Source organism: Empedobacter sp. GD03797, from assembly GCF_029842105.1.
Classification (GTDB): domain Bacteria; phylum Bacteroidota; class Bacteroidia; order Flavobacteriales; family Weeksellaceae; genus Empedobacter; species Empedobacter falsenii_C.
The window spans coordinates 22,879-37,340 of sequence record NZ_JAOCFS010000004.1 but is presented as its reverse complement, the minus strand read 5'-3'; the positions used below and the strand labels follow the sequence as shown (position 1 = coordinate 37,340).

Sequence of the window (14,462 nt, the reverse complement as noted above, 5' to 3'; positions counted from 1 at the left end):
TATGTTGTTGAATAGTCGTAAAGTTTACAATAAAAAAAGTTTTGAAATTGGTTTGACAGCTTTCGAGCTTAATAGTATTAGTTTAATTGAAGATTGGAAAAATGAATTTTCAATTAACGATTATTATGGTATTATTTGGTCTGGTTCTAAAAAATTTATTCATAAAATAAATGGAAAAGAATATTCGATTCCTAAAAACCATTTTCTTTTTATAGCTCCCAATATCTCTCAAGATTTTGTGAAACAAACTAGTCGTACTGATGCTTATTATATCGTTTTTAAACAAGAATTTTATTCGAAATCAATCGAAGAGAATTTGAAATTAGAAAATTCTACACTTTTTTCGCGAGATATCATAAATATTGTTGAGAATACAATTTGTTCTGCGCCAATTTTTGAGGCTAATTATTTGCAATATTTCTTTACTGCATTCGAAAATGAATTAGATATGAAGCTTGCTCATAATCTTTTGGAACGTATTATTATCAATGGTCAAATGGAAACATTTGATATGCAGAGCCAATTTATACAAGATGATTTTGATGTAGAGTTGGCAACTAAATTCAAAAAACTATTGCAAGAAAATGTCAATGAAAACAAACAAGTATCTTTTTACATTGATAAACTTTTTATTACAAAAAGAAGGTTAGATAAAGCAACTCAAATCGTTTTTGGAAAAACAGCAAAAGAAATGATTGTGGAAGAATTGATGAAAAATGCAAAGATTTTATTAGTCAACTCAAAAATGTCAATAAAAGACATTGCGCTGGAACTCAATTTCCTCCAAGAGACCAATTTTACGGCGTTTTTCAAAAAAAATACTGGGATTTCTCCGACTAAATTCAGACAAAGCACTCCGAATTAAATAGTTAGAAATGTCGTTTTTCATCATCTTTTGGTATGATTTAATCTTTTAAGAACAAAAACATCTTCTACATTTGCAATCGCATTTGAGAATAACCAATCTTAAATATATAAACTACCAGATTATTTAACAAATATTTTTTAATAAATTTTTAACAAATTATAAAATGATGAAAAAATTAGCATTTATTTTAACGATTTTCTGTGCATTAGTTTCTGGAATGGCTTTAGCTCAAAAAACAGCTTCAGCAACATTGAATGTAAAATTATACCCAATTCAAACTATTCTTATTGGTACTGATAATACAGTTAACTTAGAATATCAAACAAAAGAAGATTATTCTAACGGTGTTACAAAAACTATGAACGACCACTTAATTGTATATAGTACTGGTGGTTTTGCTGTAAAAGTAAAATCTGAAAATGAAAACTTAGTTTTTACAAAAGGTTCTACAACAGATAACATTGCAGCTAATACAATTAATTTACAAGCGACTTTAGGTACTGGAAATGTATTAAATTCATCTTCTTTCAGTAAAGTTGTTTTAGATAAATCAGACAAAAACTTGATTTCTAGTACAGTTGGTGGTACAGATTTAAAATTCAACGTTGCGTATAACGGAAAAGGAAACAACGATTATGTAAACAAATATTACAATGTTGAGAATCCTAACGTGTATACAACTAATGTAACTTACACAATAGAAGCACAATAATATAAAAAAATAGGAAGTGGTATTGAAAAATATCACTTCTGTTTTTGCTTATGAAAGTTCTTCGTTTTTTAACAATCGTTTCTTTTTTAGCATTAATCATTTCAACTAAGATTAGTGCGCAATCAGGTATATCTGTAAGTCCACCAAGGACTTATTTTGCGTTAAATCCTGGTGAGTCTGAGCGTAAAAAGATTATGGTAACCAATGTAAGTGATGTACATACATTAGAGTTATCAGTTTCTTTTAATGATTGGAAGTATGATGAATTAGGAGCTAATGTAGTTTCTGAAATTAATACTTTACCAACAAGTAATGCAAACTGGATCACAGTTTTACCGAGTAATACATTTACACTTTTGCCAAGAGAATCGAAAGAAATAGAAGTTCTGATGCAAGTTCCAGAAAAGATAAATGCAGAAAGTGTGCATACTACGATGATGTACATCACGCAAACAAATCCGATCGATGGACAAAACAAAAGTGGAGAAAATATTAAAATCTCGATTCGTACAGGTGTCAAAATTTATCAACGATTAAATATTGCGCGTGATACAAATGTTGAGTTTACAAATTTTGTTTACGATAAAACTGAAAATCGTTTGGTGTTAAATATTTCGAATGATGGAAATGTTTGGAGCGAAGGAACGATTAGAAATGAAATCATTAATCAAGAAAATGGTCAACAAATAAAATTGCAAGATGCAGTTTTTTATAGTTTACCAAATGATAAAAGAATTGTATATATACCATTGCCAAAGGATTTGCCAAAAGGTTCGTATATTGTTACCTCAACTTTAAGTTTTGAGAAAGATGATCAATTGAAAATTGCTGAATTGACGTTCTCAAATGATAAATAATAATTTGTTTCAGAAAATAGTTTCAACAATTACAGTATTGTTGACAATGGCAGTGTCTGCTCAGTTTACGATTAATGCGCACAATAACGGTTGGGTGCAAGTAAATGGAAGTAGTGGAGTTACGGCGACTAATATTGTGGCTGTAGAAATGCACATGTCTGGTGCTTTAAATTATAAAAATTGGTCTTTAGTTGCGCGTGTTGTTTCGCCTATTGTAAATTCTCAGAAAAAAGAATTTCCTGTCGAAAAACTGAAATTGAAATTCAATAATTATACAACTTCTCAATATTATTCAGAGAATTATCCTACCCTAAATCAATTAGGAGTTATACAGAATAATATCGCGATGAGTTTTTCTCCAAATTATTTTATTCGAAATTCTCCTTTAACTATTGCTACAACTACAGGAAAATATGGTGCAATTGTCTTGAATTATGATATTGTGATTGATGCAGGAACATATCTAAATCCTCTAAAATCTTGGAACAATTATCCTATTCAATTAGAGTTTTCTTTATTGAATGAATTTGGAACTGTGATTGGAACAAGTCTTTTTTCGATTGAAATGCAAATTAGTCCAAACGGAAATTACGAACCAGTTCCAACGCTTTCTATTGCGGTCGATGGTTCTGCTGTAAATGGAGAATTGGTTTTCAATACGATACAAGATTATAAAAATGGTGTGAAGAAAGAATATCAAAACGGGTTGATTGTTTCTTCTGATACAGCTTACGATATTCAAGTTTCGTCGCTTAATCAATATTTACAATCGAGTGATGCACAGAATTTGGAATTAAATTCGATTAATGTTCAGATAAAAGATACCGAAACAAATAATCTTTCTAAGGTTATAAAACTTTCAAATTACAATCAATCATTGATGACGAATAGTTCTAAAACGGCTTCAAAAAAGTACAATATTATTTATTCTACAACTCCGTCGGATAATAAAATTTTAAATAGCAAACCGGGGAATTATTCAACTTCTTTGCTGTACACGATTACACCTTTGTAAAACAATATGTTCTTTTCAATCAATTATTTTCGAAGCGTATTTTTTATTCTGCTTATCCTTGTTAGCGGACAAAATTTGCGTGCTCAAACTATAAATAATGGATTGAAATTTAGCACAATAAAAGAAGTTAAATTAGAAGATGGCAACAACTTTTCTGTTATTCTTCAATTAGAAAATACAACCAATGATACGATAAATGCTCGTCTAGGAATTAAAATTCCTTCAGCAATAAGATCGTATTCGCAAGATAATCTTCAAATAAAAATCAATCCAAACAAGAAGGCTTTTATTCCAATGCAGTTTACGGTGAACAAATCGCAAATGGCTGGAAAATTAGATTTAGAATTCAGTATTATTGATTTTTTAAGCAAAAAAGAAATAGGAAAATCCGTTACTTCGGTTGTTGTTTTGCAGAAGAGAAACATCAAAATTTTTCCTGTCCAGAGTAATATTTTTTATCGTCAAGAAGGAGATTCTATTCATTATGAATTGAAAGTAATGAATATGGGAAATCAAGCAGAAGAAGTTTTGTTAACCAATGTTCTTCCCGACTTCAGAGGTAATTTTACTTCTGAAAACAAGCGAATTATAGTTGAAGCTTTTCAAGAAAAAATTGTTCGATTTTCTAAATATGTAGACCGCGATATGATGAAAATTGAAAGTTTTCAGGCAAATGTTTCGGGTTATACAACGACCAAAGATTTTGCAGGAAATGTGTTTTTTACCATTCAGAATGCAAGTTCCAATCGTGTATATAGAGATCCAACAATGTTAAATCAGAATTGGACCAATTTTTCTACAAATTATGTTCGATTAACTGCTCGTGATATCAATTCTGCTAATGCGAATTATAATTTAATGGCGCATCAAGAATTTTCGGTTGGGTTGAATGAATTTGCATATAATATTAATGGAACAACTTGGAATAACGATCAAGACATGGTTTTGACGGATTCTTGGGTGAAATATCAACGAAAAGACAAGGGAATTTTAATCGGATCAATCAACAACAACGATTTTGATATTCCAATTAATGGACGAGGCGTGATGTTGTTTAATAATTATGATAAGAATGATAACCGAATTGTAGTTGGAACAGTCGAAAAAAATTATAATTTATTAGATGATTTGAGTAATGATGTTTTCAAGAATAGTCATACAACTTTTGCGAATGGACGATTTTTGATAAAAGATAAAAACGAATTAGAAACAACCGCTTTATTTGATAGAAATTATTCGACAACGGACTTTGTTTTGACAAATGGTTACAAATGGATTACGCCAAATAAGTGGAATCACTCGGTGAAATTTGGGTATGGTTTGTCAAAATTTAAAGAGACAAATGATGTCGAAAATTCATTATCAGTTTCTGCAAATGTTTCAGGAACAATAGGCAAATTTGATTTTTATAGTTCCAATTATTACAGCTCAGGATATTATCCTGGAACGCGACGTGGAGCTTTGTATCTGAATCAGCGTTTGCAACGTACGTTTTCTAAATTTTCGTTGTGGTCTTCGTTAACGATTACGAATAACAATCCGAAATCTATCGATCCGTATTTGATTAATTATATGCAAGCAAATGAGTCGAAAACGTTGCGTTTTGAGACGGGAATTTCGTTCAAATTAGCAAATCATTTTAATCTTTCGATTTCTCCAAAATTCAATATAGAAAAATCAAATATTCTGAATTATGAGACGTTTACGTACATGCCGATGGATTTTAAATCGACTTATTTAAACGGAACATTTACTTGGTTGTCTAATTCACGTGTGCATCAGTTGGTGTTGAATGCTTTGGGAGGGTTTTCTGAGCTAAACGAATTGAGTAAGGTTGATCCAATTGTTTATGGACAATTAACGTGGAATGTGAAAAACTTTCAGTTAAACTCAATTTATCAACGAGGAAGTATGATGATTGCAGAGGTTTATTCGACGAATAATCTTAATCATCAATTAGAACGTTTTACAACTTCGGCGAGTTTTCGTCAAAGTTTTTTTCAAAAAAAATTGAATACAGCAGTTTCTACTTATTATAATATTGACAAAAATTTTGGAAATACCCTAACTTTTGGAGCTTCTGTGGATTATCAACCAATTGATAATTTTATTGTGAGTACACAAACGAATTTTAGCCATTACGATTCGAAAACATTGAATAGCAAACAAACTTATTTGCAAGTTGGTGTACAATATAATTTGCCTGCGAAACGTACTGTGACAGATGTAAAAGACGGAACATTAAATTTGTTTGTGTTTTATGATTACAATGCAAATGGTATTTTTGATGAAGGTGATAAAGTGGCTGATAGTCGTAATGTGAAGATAAATGAAACGAATTTTATTACAGATTTAGAAGGGAATATCAAGTATAAAAAAGTACCTTATGGAAATTATTTGGTTAAACTTCCTGGTCAAAAATGGTTTGCGCAAGATTATGCGATTAATATCAATGCGAAAACGACTTCTATTTCTATTCCAATGCAACAAACTGGAGTTGTGAGAGGGAAAGTTGAATATGAACTGTCTTCAAAATTAGAATATCAAGTTTCGGCAAATTTATTTGGATTTACATTGATTTTTAATCACGAAAATGGACAGGTTTTTACAGTTAAAACGAATGATAGAGGTGAGTATACAGCTTTTTTACCTGTTGGAAATTATACATTTCATCTTGTAGAAAATAGTTTGCCAGAACATGTTTATGCGAAAACATATTTGAATAAAGTGACGGTAGAAAAGGAACAAAATACAGAATATGAACCGCTTATTCTTAAAATTAAGGAACGAAAAGTTAACATTAAACGTTTTGGTAGTTAATGGGTATTTTGATTTACTTTGTATCACAATAAAATCTAAATGCCACTAACTTTTTGCCATCCAGCAATTATTCTTCCGCTAAAAAAGCTAAAATCAAATTGGTTTTCGATGACAGGATTAATTATTGGTTCGATGTCGCCAGATTTAGAATATTTCTCTCGAATGGAGATTGTAGCAACGCACAGTCATTTGTTTTGGGGTGTTTTGTATTTCGATTTACCAATTGCTCTTATTTATTGTTTCGTTTTTCACATATTTGTTCGAAACATTTTAATCAATCATTTACCAATTTTTTTAAAAGAACGATTTGCTCAATTTCTAAATTTTGATTGGATTTACTATTTTAAAAAACATTGGATAATTGTGATTCTTTCAATTATAATAGGAGCTTATTCGCATCTTTTTTGGGATGCTTTTACTCACGAATGGGGATATTTTTCGAAATTAATTCCAGCTTTAGAAGAAACTTGGTTTCAAATTCCTTTCAATAATTTCGAAGTAAAAGGTTATAAATTTCTACAACATTTTAGCACATTTATCGGTGCGATTTTTATTGCTTTTGGGATGTATAAAATGCCAAAACAAATCCTTCCTAAAACTAAATTTGATTACTTCTTTTGGTTAAAAATAATCTTATTCACAACAATTATTTCTGCAATACGATTAGTTTTCTTTCCAATAGAAATTGGATTAGGCAACATCATTGTCGTTATCGGAATGAGTGGTTTTATTAGTTTGGTTGGTTTTGGGGTGAAAAAAAAATATTGTTAAATAAAAAAATCTCTTCAATAATACTGAAGAGATTTTTTTATGTATTTATAATTTTAATATTTATCGAAGTGTAATCACATTTTGACCAACTTTGTATCCATTTTGGTAAATATCGATTTTATATTCACCTTTTGGAAAGTCATAATCAACCCAGTCAAAATTAACTCTTGAACCAGACATATTATTGTAATTAACTTTTACACGATCAGAATATTCTACAGAAGATCCAGAACGTAAAGTTGTTTCACCAGCATCAGCACCTTTAAATTTTCCTATCTCGCCGTTTGGTTTATAAATAGATACATACAATTCTTTGGTTTCTGAAGTCGCATTCAAGTTTTTATCCAAATCGAAAGATACTCTAACCTTATCAATTCTTCTTGCTCGCGTTGTTTCCACTTCTTTTCCGCTTGATTTTACTCGCAAACCTTTAATCGTATAATTTGAAATCGATAAAGTGGAATTCGTTTCTTTGATTAAATTCTGATGATTTTCTTTTTCAGTACTCAAATTTGATTCAACAGTTTTTTTCTGCTCATTCAAATGAGAATTTTCCGAAGTTAACTCTGTATTCTTGTTTGTCAGCTTTTTATTTTCGTCTTTCAAGCGAACAATTTCTTCTTTATAAACCTTAATATCTGCTTGCAAAGAAGTAATCAAACGTTTAGCACGCTGCAATTCTCCACTTGTAATTCCTTCTTTATTTAAGATTGATTGAATCTCTTTTTGTTTCTCCAAAATCAATCGATCTTGATAACTTAAAGAAGAATCTTTTTTTACAACACGAGTTTTAGCATCGTCAAAATCAGATCTAATAATACGTAATTCTTGTTTCAGAATTTCTCTAGATCGTTCCAAATCATTGATATCACTTTGCATTTCTATCGAAGATTTTGCATTTGCTTCTTTAGAATATACAATATACCCAATAGCCAATAACAAGGCTACAGCTAAAACAGCTATAATAATGTTTTTTACGAACTCTTTTTTATGTTTAGGATTTGTAGAGGGCTCGAGATCTTTATATTCTGTCATTTTAATTATTTCGAAGAATAAACTTCGACACAAAAATTAAACCATTTTTGTAAATGTCTATAACTAATGAAAAATTTAACATTTAAGAATTGTAGCAAAATTCTACAAATTGATCAAAATCTTAGTCGTTTGTCTCTTTTTTAATGTTTTCAGAAACTTCATCCAATTTATTTTCGGCTTCCGTTTTCAATTCATCTGCTTTTTCTTCCAAATCTGTTTTTTCTTCTTTAAAAGTCTCTTTCAAATCTGAAACTTTCTCTTTCACAAAAGCACTTGTTTCTTTCATTTGCTTTTCCGCAATATCTTTTACTTCGTTATAATCTTGCTTCGATCTTTCTTTAAAATCTTTTGCAGCTTCTTTCGATTGCGCTTTCAAATCTCCCGAAGCATCTTTTATATTATTGATTGTTTTTCGCGCAAAATCCGATGCATCATCTGCAATCAAGGTTCCTGTTTTCTTTACTGTTGCCGAAACATCGTCAAATTTATCTCCCGCAACATCAATCGCAGTTTCCGTTTTTCCTAAAATTCTTTTCAAAAAAGTTCTAAGTCCCATAATAATTTATTTTGTTGATTATTTTCAGTTTAAATTTACAGCTTCATTTGCAATTTTAGAATGAATTAATTTAATTTTTTATTTAAAAATATGAATTTCAACTATTTTAAACGATATTATCTCGGAATTTTAATGTTCAGTTTACTGACTATTTTTAGTTGTAATCCGAATAAAAATCAATCCGAAATACATCAAAATAATACATCCGAAGAAATAACCTTCAAATATTCGACCAAAAACAAAAATTTTGTCAGCGCGCATCGTGGTGGAAGTGGCATACATGGTTTTCCTGAAAATTGTATCGAAACTTTGGATCATCTTTATCAAAAAGGAATACAAATTTTTGAGATTGATGTTGCCGAAACAAAGGATAATCAACTTATTTTAATGCACGATAATTCGTTGCAACGGACAAGTACTGGGCGACAAGATGTCAATCAAGTTGACTTAAAAACCATTAAGGAATACTTTTTGGTAGATCATTTTGGACAACAAACGTCATACAAAATTCCAACTTTTGCAGAAGCGTTAAATTGGGGAAAAAGTAAACCAATTTATTTTATGGTTGACATCAAAAAAGGTGTTGATTATCGTGATATTGTGAAAACAATAGAGCAAGCAAACATGCAAAATCAGGTTGTTTTGGTGACGTATACAGTTGGTCAAGCGAAAAAATTGCATCAACTTGCGCCAGATATGTTATTGTCTGTTTCGATGCGAAACGAACGTGAATTTAATGAAATGATAAACAGTGGGATTCCGACTGACAAAATGGTTGCATTTACGGGAACTCGACGCAATGATGAATCATTTATAAATAAAATTCATGACAAGGATATTTTGGTCATTTTTGGAACGTTAGGAAACTTAGACAAAAGTGCTTCGGCGAGAAATGGACAACTTTACCGCGATTTAGAAAAAGATGGTGTCGACATTTTTGCAACGGACAGAGCAATGGATGTACATCAAACGATTAATAAAAATTAAATGGAAACAATATCACTTAAGGATTCAAATTATTTCTCAAAATTGATGCTAAATTATATCAATCAAGACGAGAATTTGAAAGACTTCTACAACCTATTTCCAACCAAAGAAAACTATATAAAACAAGCACAAAATAAGCTTGAACATTATAAAAATAGAGCAATTCTTGTTGACCAAATTTCGAAACAATTGAGTCATTTAGATTTATCGGAAAAGCAACAAAATAATCTAAAAAAATTAAGAGAAAAGAATACAGTAACGATTACGACTGGGCATCAATTAAATTTATTTACAGGTCCAATTTTCTTTTTTTATAAAATTTTGCAAGTCATCAAAGCATGCGAGGAATTGAATAAAGAACAAAATGAAATCAATTTTGTTCCGATGTTTTGGATGGCGACAGAAGATCACGATTTTGAAGAAATTAATCATTTCAAATTTGGAGATCGAATTATTCATTGGGAAAAAGAGTTTGGCGGACCAGTTGGACGTTTATCAACAGATGGTTTACAAAAAGTTTTTGATTCATTTTTGTCATTAATTCCAAACGGAAAAAAGAAAACTGAATTACAAAATCTAATTGAAGCCTCTTATTTATCGAATGATAATTTGACGGATGCAACACGAAAATTGGTTCATTTATTATTCAAAGATCTTGGATTGTTAATGATTGATGGAGATGATAAAGAATTGAAAAAACTAATGATTCCGACTTTTGAGGAAGAATTAATTCAGTCAACATCATTCAAAAAAGTAATACCTCAAAATGAGAAATTAGAACAATTGGGTTATTCTATTCAAGTAAATCCTCGTGAGATAAACTTGTTTTATATCAATCAAAATAATTCTCGTGAACGTATTGTTGAACAAAATGGAACGTATTTTGTCAATAACACTTCAATCAAATTTTCGAAAGAAGAAATTGTTGCCGATTTACATCAAAATCCAGATAAATTTAGTCCAAATGTGATTTTGAGACCTTTGTACCAAGAAACAATTTTACCAAATATTGCCTATGTTGGTGGAGGTGGCGAAATGGCTTATTGGTTACAATTGAAAGAAATGTTCAATCAATTTGAAGTTGATTTTCCACTTTTAGTTTTGAGAAATTCATTATTAATCCGAACTGAAAAACAACACGAAAAACAACAAAAATTAGATTTATCAAACGAAGATTTATTTTCAAATAGTTTAGCAATCACAAAAAAACGTTCGATAAATTCTTCAGAAATTGCTCCAAAACTTCCTGAATTGGAAGAAGAATTAAAAAGTATTTTTGATCGTTTGGAACATTTGAGTTCGTTAACAGAATCTTCTTTTGCGGATATGATACAAGCGCAGCGTACAAAACAGTTGAAAGGTTTTGAGAAAATAAAACAACGTTTGGTGCATGCAGAAGTGAAAAAAAATGAGGATTTATTGAAGAGAATCGAGCAATTACTGAATGATCTTTCTCAACAAAATGGTTTACAAGAACGTGTGAAAAATTTTGCTGATTTTGATTACATTAATATTCAGTATTTCATTGATTTTATTGAAGATAGTCTTCGACCTTTTGATTTTGAGTTCATCATAAATACATTGAAAGAGGAACTCTAAACAAAACATAATTTGTATATTTGACCACGAAAATTCATCTAAATGAAAAAAATATTAGCTTTATTGTTATTTGTTGGTGCATCAGCACTTTATGCTCAACAAAAAACGCATACAGTTCAAGCAAAAGAAACCGTTTACGGAATTTCGAAACAATATGGTGTTTCGCAAGAAGAATTGTATAAAGCCAATCCTAAAATTGAAAAAAATGGGATTCATCCAGGTGATTTGATTGTGATTCCAGGTAAAGGAACTACGACAACCAAACCAACTGAAACCAATACACAAACGACTACGTCAAACGTAAATACTTCGGACGATAATTATCAATATATTACAATTGAGCCAAAAGAAACGGTTTACAATTTGACAAAAAAATATAAAATTTCGGAAGAAACATTGAACTCATTAAACCCTCAAATCAAAGAAAGAGGTTTAGAAGTTGGTGACGTAATCAAGCTTCCAAAAGATGTGTCAAACAAAGTTTTTTCTGTTCCAAAAGGAACACATTTAATCAAAAAAGGAGAAACTTTATACACTTTAGCAAAACAATATAATGTAAGTGTTGACGATTTATATGCAGAAAATCCAGCTTTACAAACAGGTGTAAAAGAAGGAATGGTGATTACGATTCCTAAAAAATCTGGTTCTGTTGTGATTGAAGAAAATACGATCAATTATGTTGTTCAGAATGGAGATTCGGCTTACGGAATTTTAGAAAAATATAATACGAATTTAGATGAATTATTGCGTTTAAATCCTGATTTAATAAATGGTTTAAAAGCTGGAATGACACTTAAAATTCCATTGCAAAAAAATGCTAAAATCATCAAATACGGAACTGCAGGAAAGCTGAAACGTGCGAACGACAACGAAATTAATGTTGCGATTATGCTACCTTTTGATGTTGCAAATAATCCGCAATTGAAAAATTCGCAAGCGATGCAATTTTTTACTGGAGCTAAATTGGCGTTGACTCGTTTAGCAAAAAAAGGTAAAAATGTAAATGTAAAAGTGATCGACACGAAAAGCGGAAACTTACAAGATATTTTATCTACAACAGATTTTAGTAAAACGGATGCCGTTATTGGTCCATTGAATACGTCTGATGTCACGGAAGTTGCGAATTTCTTCAGCAATTCTGGAATCGCGGTGATTTCGCCTTATGCAAATGACGATTCGTTAAATTCTTTCAATGATTTATTGATTTCTAATCCAAAAGATGAAGTAATTGCAGATCAAATTATCGAAGAAATTGGAAAAAACTTTGCAGGAGAACAAGTTTATTTGTTGACAAATCGTGATGATCAAGAGTTAGCAAATTACACGAAAAAGCAATTAGAAAAACAGTTGAAAGCAAATGTTGTCATTGTAGATAGTGCTGCAAAAATTGTTCAACCACACGATAAAGTGAACGGCGAAGATTATTACACACCAATTATTACGGTTTTAGTTGGTGATGATGATAATTTGGGAAAACAATATTTAGAAAAATTAAAAACATTTAACAAAGACAATATCAAAGCTTACGGAATAAAATCGGTTTCGGTTTATGATGTTTATAGTGCAGATAATGCGAAAAATATCGATGCGTTCCGCGAATTTGGTTTTGTGTTTAGTACTGCGCGATTAATCAATACAAGAGATACGGAAGTGCAAAGTGTGATCAAAGATTTCAAGGAAGTTTATTGTGAATTTCCGACGCGTTACGAGCAATTAGGCTACGATGTAACGTATGATATTGTGGACAGAATGAATAATAAAGGTGATGTTACCAACAATATTACAACAGAAAATACACGTTTGGCATCGAAGTTTGCATACAAAAAAATAAGCGGAAGTAAAGCTTATACGAACGATGCTAGCCGAATTGTTCGTTTACCTAAAAAATAATTTTATCAAAAATTATATACCAAAAAGCGATGCTAAATTTTAGCATCGCTTTTTTCTTTTTATCAACATTTTGAATTAAAACCTTGTATTGAACGGATTTTTTCTAAATTTGACTATGCACAAACTTAAAGACAATTTACTCGTAAAAGTTATTCTAGCCATTGTACTCGGAATTGTACTCGGTGGAATTATCCCAGAAGCTGTTGGTCGTATTTTTATGACTTTCAATGATTTTTTTAGCGAATTACTTAACTTTTTAATTCCATTAATCATTGTTGGATTAATTGTTCCATCAATTGGGAGATTAGGACAAACAGCCGGAAAATTATTATTAGCAACTGTTTTAATCGCTTACGGATCAACCATTTTTTCAGGATTATTAGGTTATTCTGTAAGTATGTCTGTATTTCCAAGTTTATTAGAACATCAAACTGGTCAAATTAATTTAGCCGAAAAAGCCAAAGAATTTGCACCGTACTTTTCGATAGAATTTCCTCCATTATTTGGTGTAATGCCAGGTTTAGTTTTTTCATTTCTTTTCGGAATTGGATTATCACGATTGAAAGATTCGACTTTTGGAAAATTTGCAGATGATTTCGAATCAATTATTACGTATTTAATTCAAAATTTAATCATTCCACTATTACCAATTTTCATTTTCGGAATCTTCTTGAACATGTCATATTCAGGACAAGTGGTAACAATTATGAATGTATTTTTGAAAATTATTGGTGTAATTTTCGTGCTACATGTTTTCTTGTTAGTGCTTCAATTTACAATTGCCGGAATTATTGCAAAAAAGAATCCTTTTACTATGTTGAAATTGATGTTACCCGCCTATTTCACAGCATTAGGAACACAATCTTCGGCGGCTACAATTCCTGTAACAATTGCGCAAGTAAAGAAAATTGGTGTTCGCGACGAAATTGCCAATTTCGCAGTGCCTTTGTGTGCAACAATTCACTTATCTGGTTCGATGTTAAAAATCGTTTGTTGTTGTTTAGCATTGATGTTAATCCAAGGAATAGAAATTGATTTTGTTCAATTTTTAGGATTTATGATGATGCTTGGAATTGCGATGGTTGCAGCGCCTGGCGTTCCTGGTGGAGCGATTATGGCAGCGATTGGAATTATTGCTTCGATGTTAGGATTTAATGCAGAAAATCAAGCATTGATGATTGCACTTTATATCGCAATGGATAGTTTTGGAACAGCAGGAAATGTAACTGGAGATGGAGCTATTGCTGTAACGTTGAATAAATTATTCAAGAAAGAAGTTCAATAAAAAAAATATTAACCCAAATAAAAAAAGAGTTCCAAAAATATTGGAACTCTTTTTAGTTTTAAGAATA

The 14,462-nt window shown here is 30.7% G+C and carries 12 protein-coding genes; 10 read left to right on the top strand and 2 right to left on the bottom strand.

Going from position 1 to position 14,462, the window contains the following annotated elements:
* Position 1 precedes the first annotated feature (1 nt).
* The 6 genes from N5D90_RS04765 to N5D90_RS04740 all read left to right on the top strand — a co-directional run bounded on the left by N5D90_RS04765 (position 2) and on the right by N5D90_RS04740 (position 7,043).
* Positions 2-865 carry an AraC family transcriptional regulator gene (locus tag N5D90_RS04765; RefSeq protein ID WP_280061748.1) on the top strand — a complete coding sequence of 288 codons (864 nt, stop codon included), beginning with the start codon at positions 2-4 and terminating at the stop codon, positions 863-865.
* 169 nt (positions 866-1,034) lie between these two features.
* Complete coding sequence (locus N5D90_RS04760; RefSeq protein ID WP_280061747.1) at positions 1,035-1,580, top strand: hypothetical protein; 546 nt, start codon at positions 1,035-1,037, stop codon at positions 1,578-1,580.
* 50 nt (positions 1,581-1,630) lie between these two features.
* Positions 1,631-2,437 (top strand): molecular chaperone, encoded by an 807-nt coding sequence (locus N5D90_RS04755; protein WP_280061746.1) that lies wholly within the window; start codon positions 1,631-1,633, stop codon positions 2,435-2,437.
* Positions 2,427-3,452, top strand: coding sequence for a hypothetical protein (locus tag N5D90_RS04750; protein WP_280061745.1), 1,026 nt, complete (start codon positions 2,427-2,429; stop codon positions 3,450-3,452). The genes N5D90_RS04755 and N5D90_RS04750 overlap by 11 nt, the downstream gene beginning before the upstream one ends.
* A 102-nt stretch (positions 3,453-3,554) precedes the next feature.
* Positions 3,555-6,272 carry a hypothetical protein gene (locus N5D90_RS04745; protein ID WP_280061744.1) on the top strand — a complete coding sequence of 906 codons (2,718 nt, stop codon included), beginning with the start codon at positions 3,555-3,557 and terminating at the stop codon, positions 6,270-6,272.
* A 39-nt stretch (positions 6,273-6,311) separates the two neighbouring features.
* A complete protein-coding gene (locus N5D90_RS04740) occupies positions 6,312-7,043 on the top strand; it encodes a DUF4184 family protein (RefSeq protein ID WP_280061743.1) in 732 nt (243 codons plus the stop codon).
* 60 nt (positions 7,044-7,103) lie between these two features.
* Here the strand turns inward: N5D90_RS04740 and N5D90_RS04735 are convergent, their stop codons facing one another.
* Together N5D90_RS04735 and N5D90_RS04730 are read right to left on the bottom strand one after the other, a co-directional pair.
* Positions 7,104-8,078, bottom strand: a complete 975-nt coding sequence (locus N5D90_RS04735) for a hypothetical protein (protein WP_280061742.1) — start codon at positions 8,076-8,078, stop codon at positions 7,104-7,106.
* Between the two features lie 121 nt (positions 8,079-8,199).
* Positions 8,200-8,634: a hypothetical protein gene (locus N5D90_RS04730; RefSeq protein ID WP_280061741.1), complete on the bottom strand. Its 435-nt coding sequence runs from the start codon at positions 8,632-8,634 to the stop codon at positions 8,200-8,202.
* Positions 8,635-8,766: 132 nt separating this feature from the next.
* On the opposite strand from N5D90_RS04730, the gene N5D90_RS04725 reads away from it, so the two are divergent.
* The 4 genes from N5D90_RS04725 (at position 8,767) to N5D90_RS04710 (ending at position 14,395) form a co-directional block, all read left to right on the top strand.
* Positions 8,767-9,621: a glycerophosphodiester phosphodiesterase family protein gene (locus tag N5D90_RS04725; RefSeq protein ID WP_280061740.1), complete on the top strand. Its 855-nt coding sequence runs from the start codon at positions 8,767-8,769 to the stop codon at positions 9,619-9,621.
* Positions 9,622-11,220 carry a bacillithiol biosynthesis cysteine-adding enzyme BshC gene (gene bshC / locus N5D90_RS04720; RefSeq protein ID WP_280061739.1) on the top strand — a complete coding sequence of 533 codons (1,599 nt, stop codon included), beginning with the start codon at positions 9,622-9,624 and terminating at the stop codon, positions 11,218-11,220.
* 42 nt (positions 11,221-11,262) lie between these two features.
* Positions 11,263-13,110: a LysM peptidoglycan-binding domain-containing protein gene (locus tag N5D90_RS04715; protein ID WP_280061738.1), complete on the top strand. Its 1,848-nt coding sequence runs from the start codon at positions 11,263-11,265 to the stop codon at positions 13,108-13,110.
* 115 nt (positions 13,111-13,225) lie between these two features.
* Positions 13,226-14,395 (top strand): dicarboxylate/amino acid:cation symporter, encoded by a 1,170-nt coding sequence (locus tag N5D90_RS04710; protein ID WP_280061737.1) that lies wholly within the window; start codon positions 13,226-13,228, stop codon positions 14,393-14,395.
* The last annotated feature ends 67 nt before the right edge of the window (positions 14,396-14,462 follow it).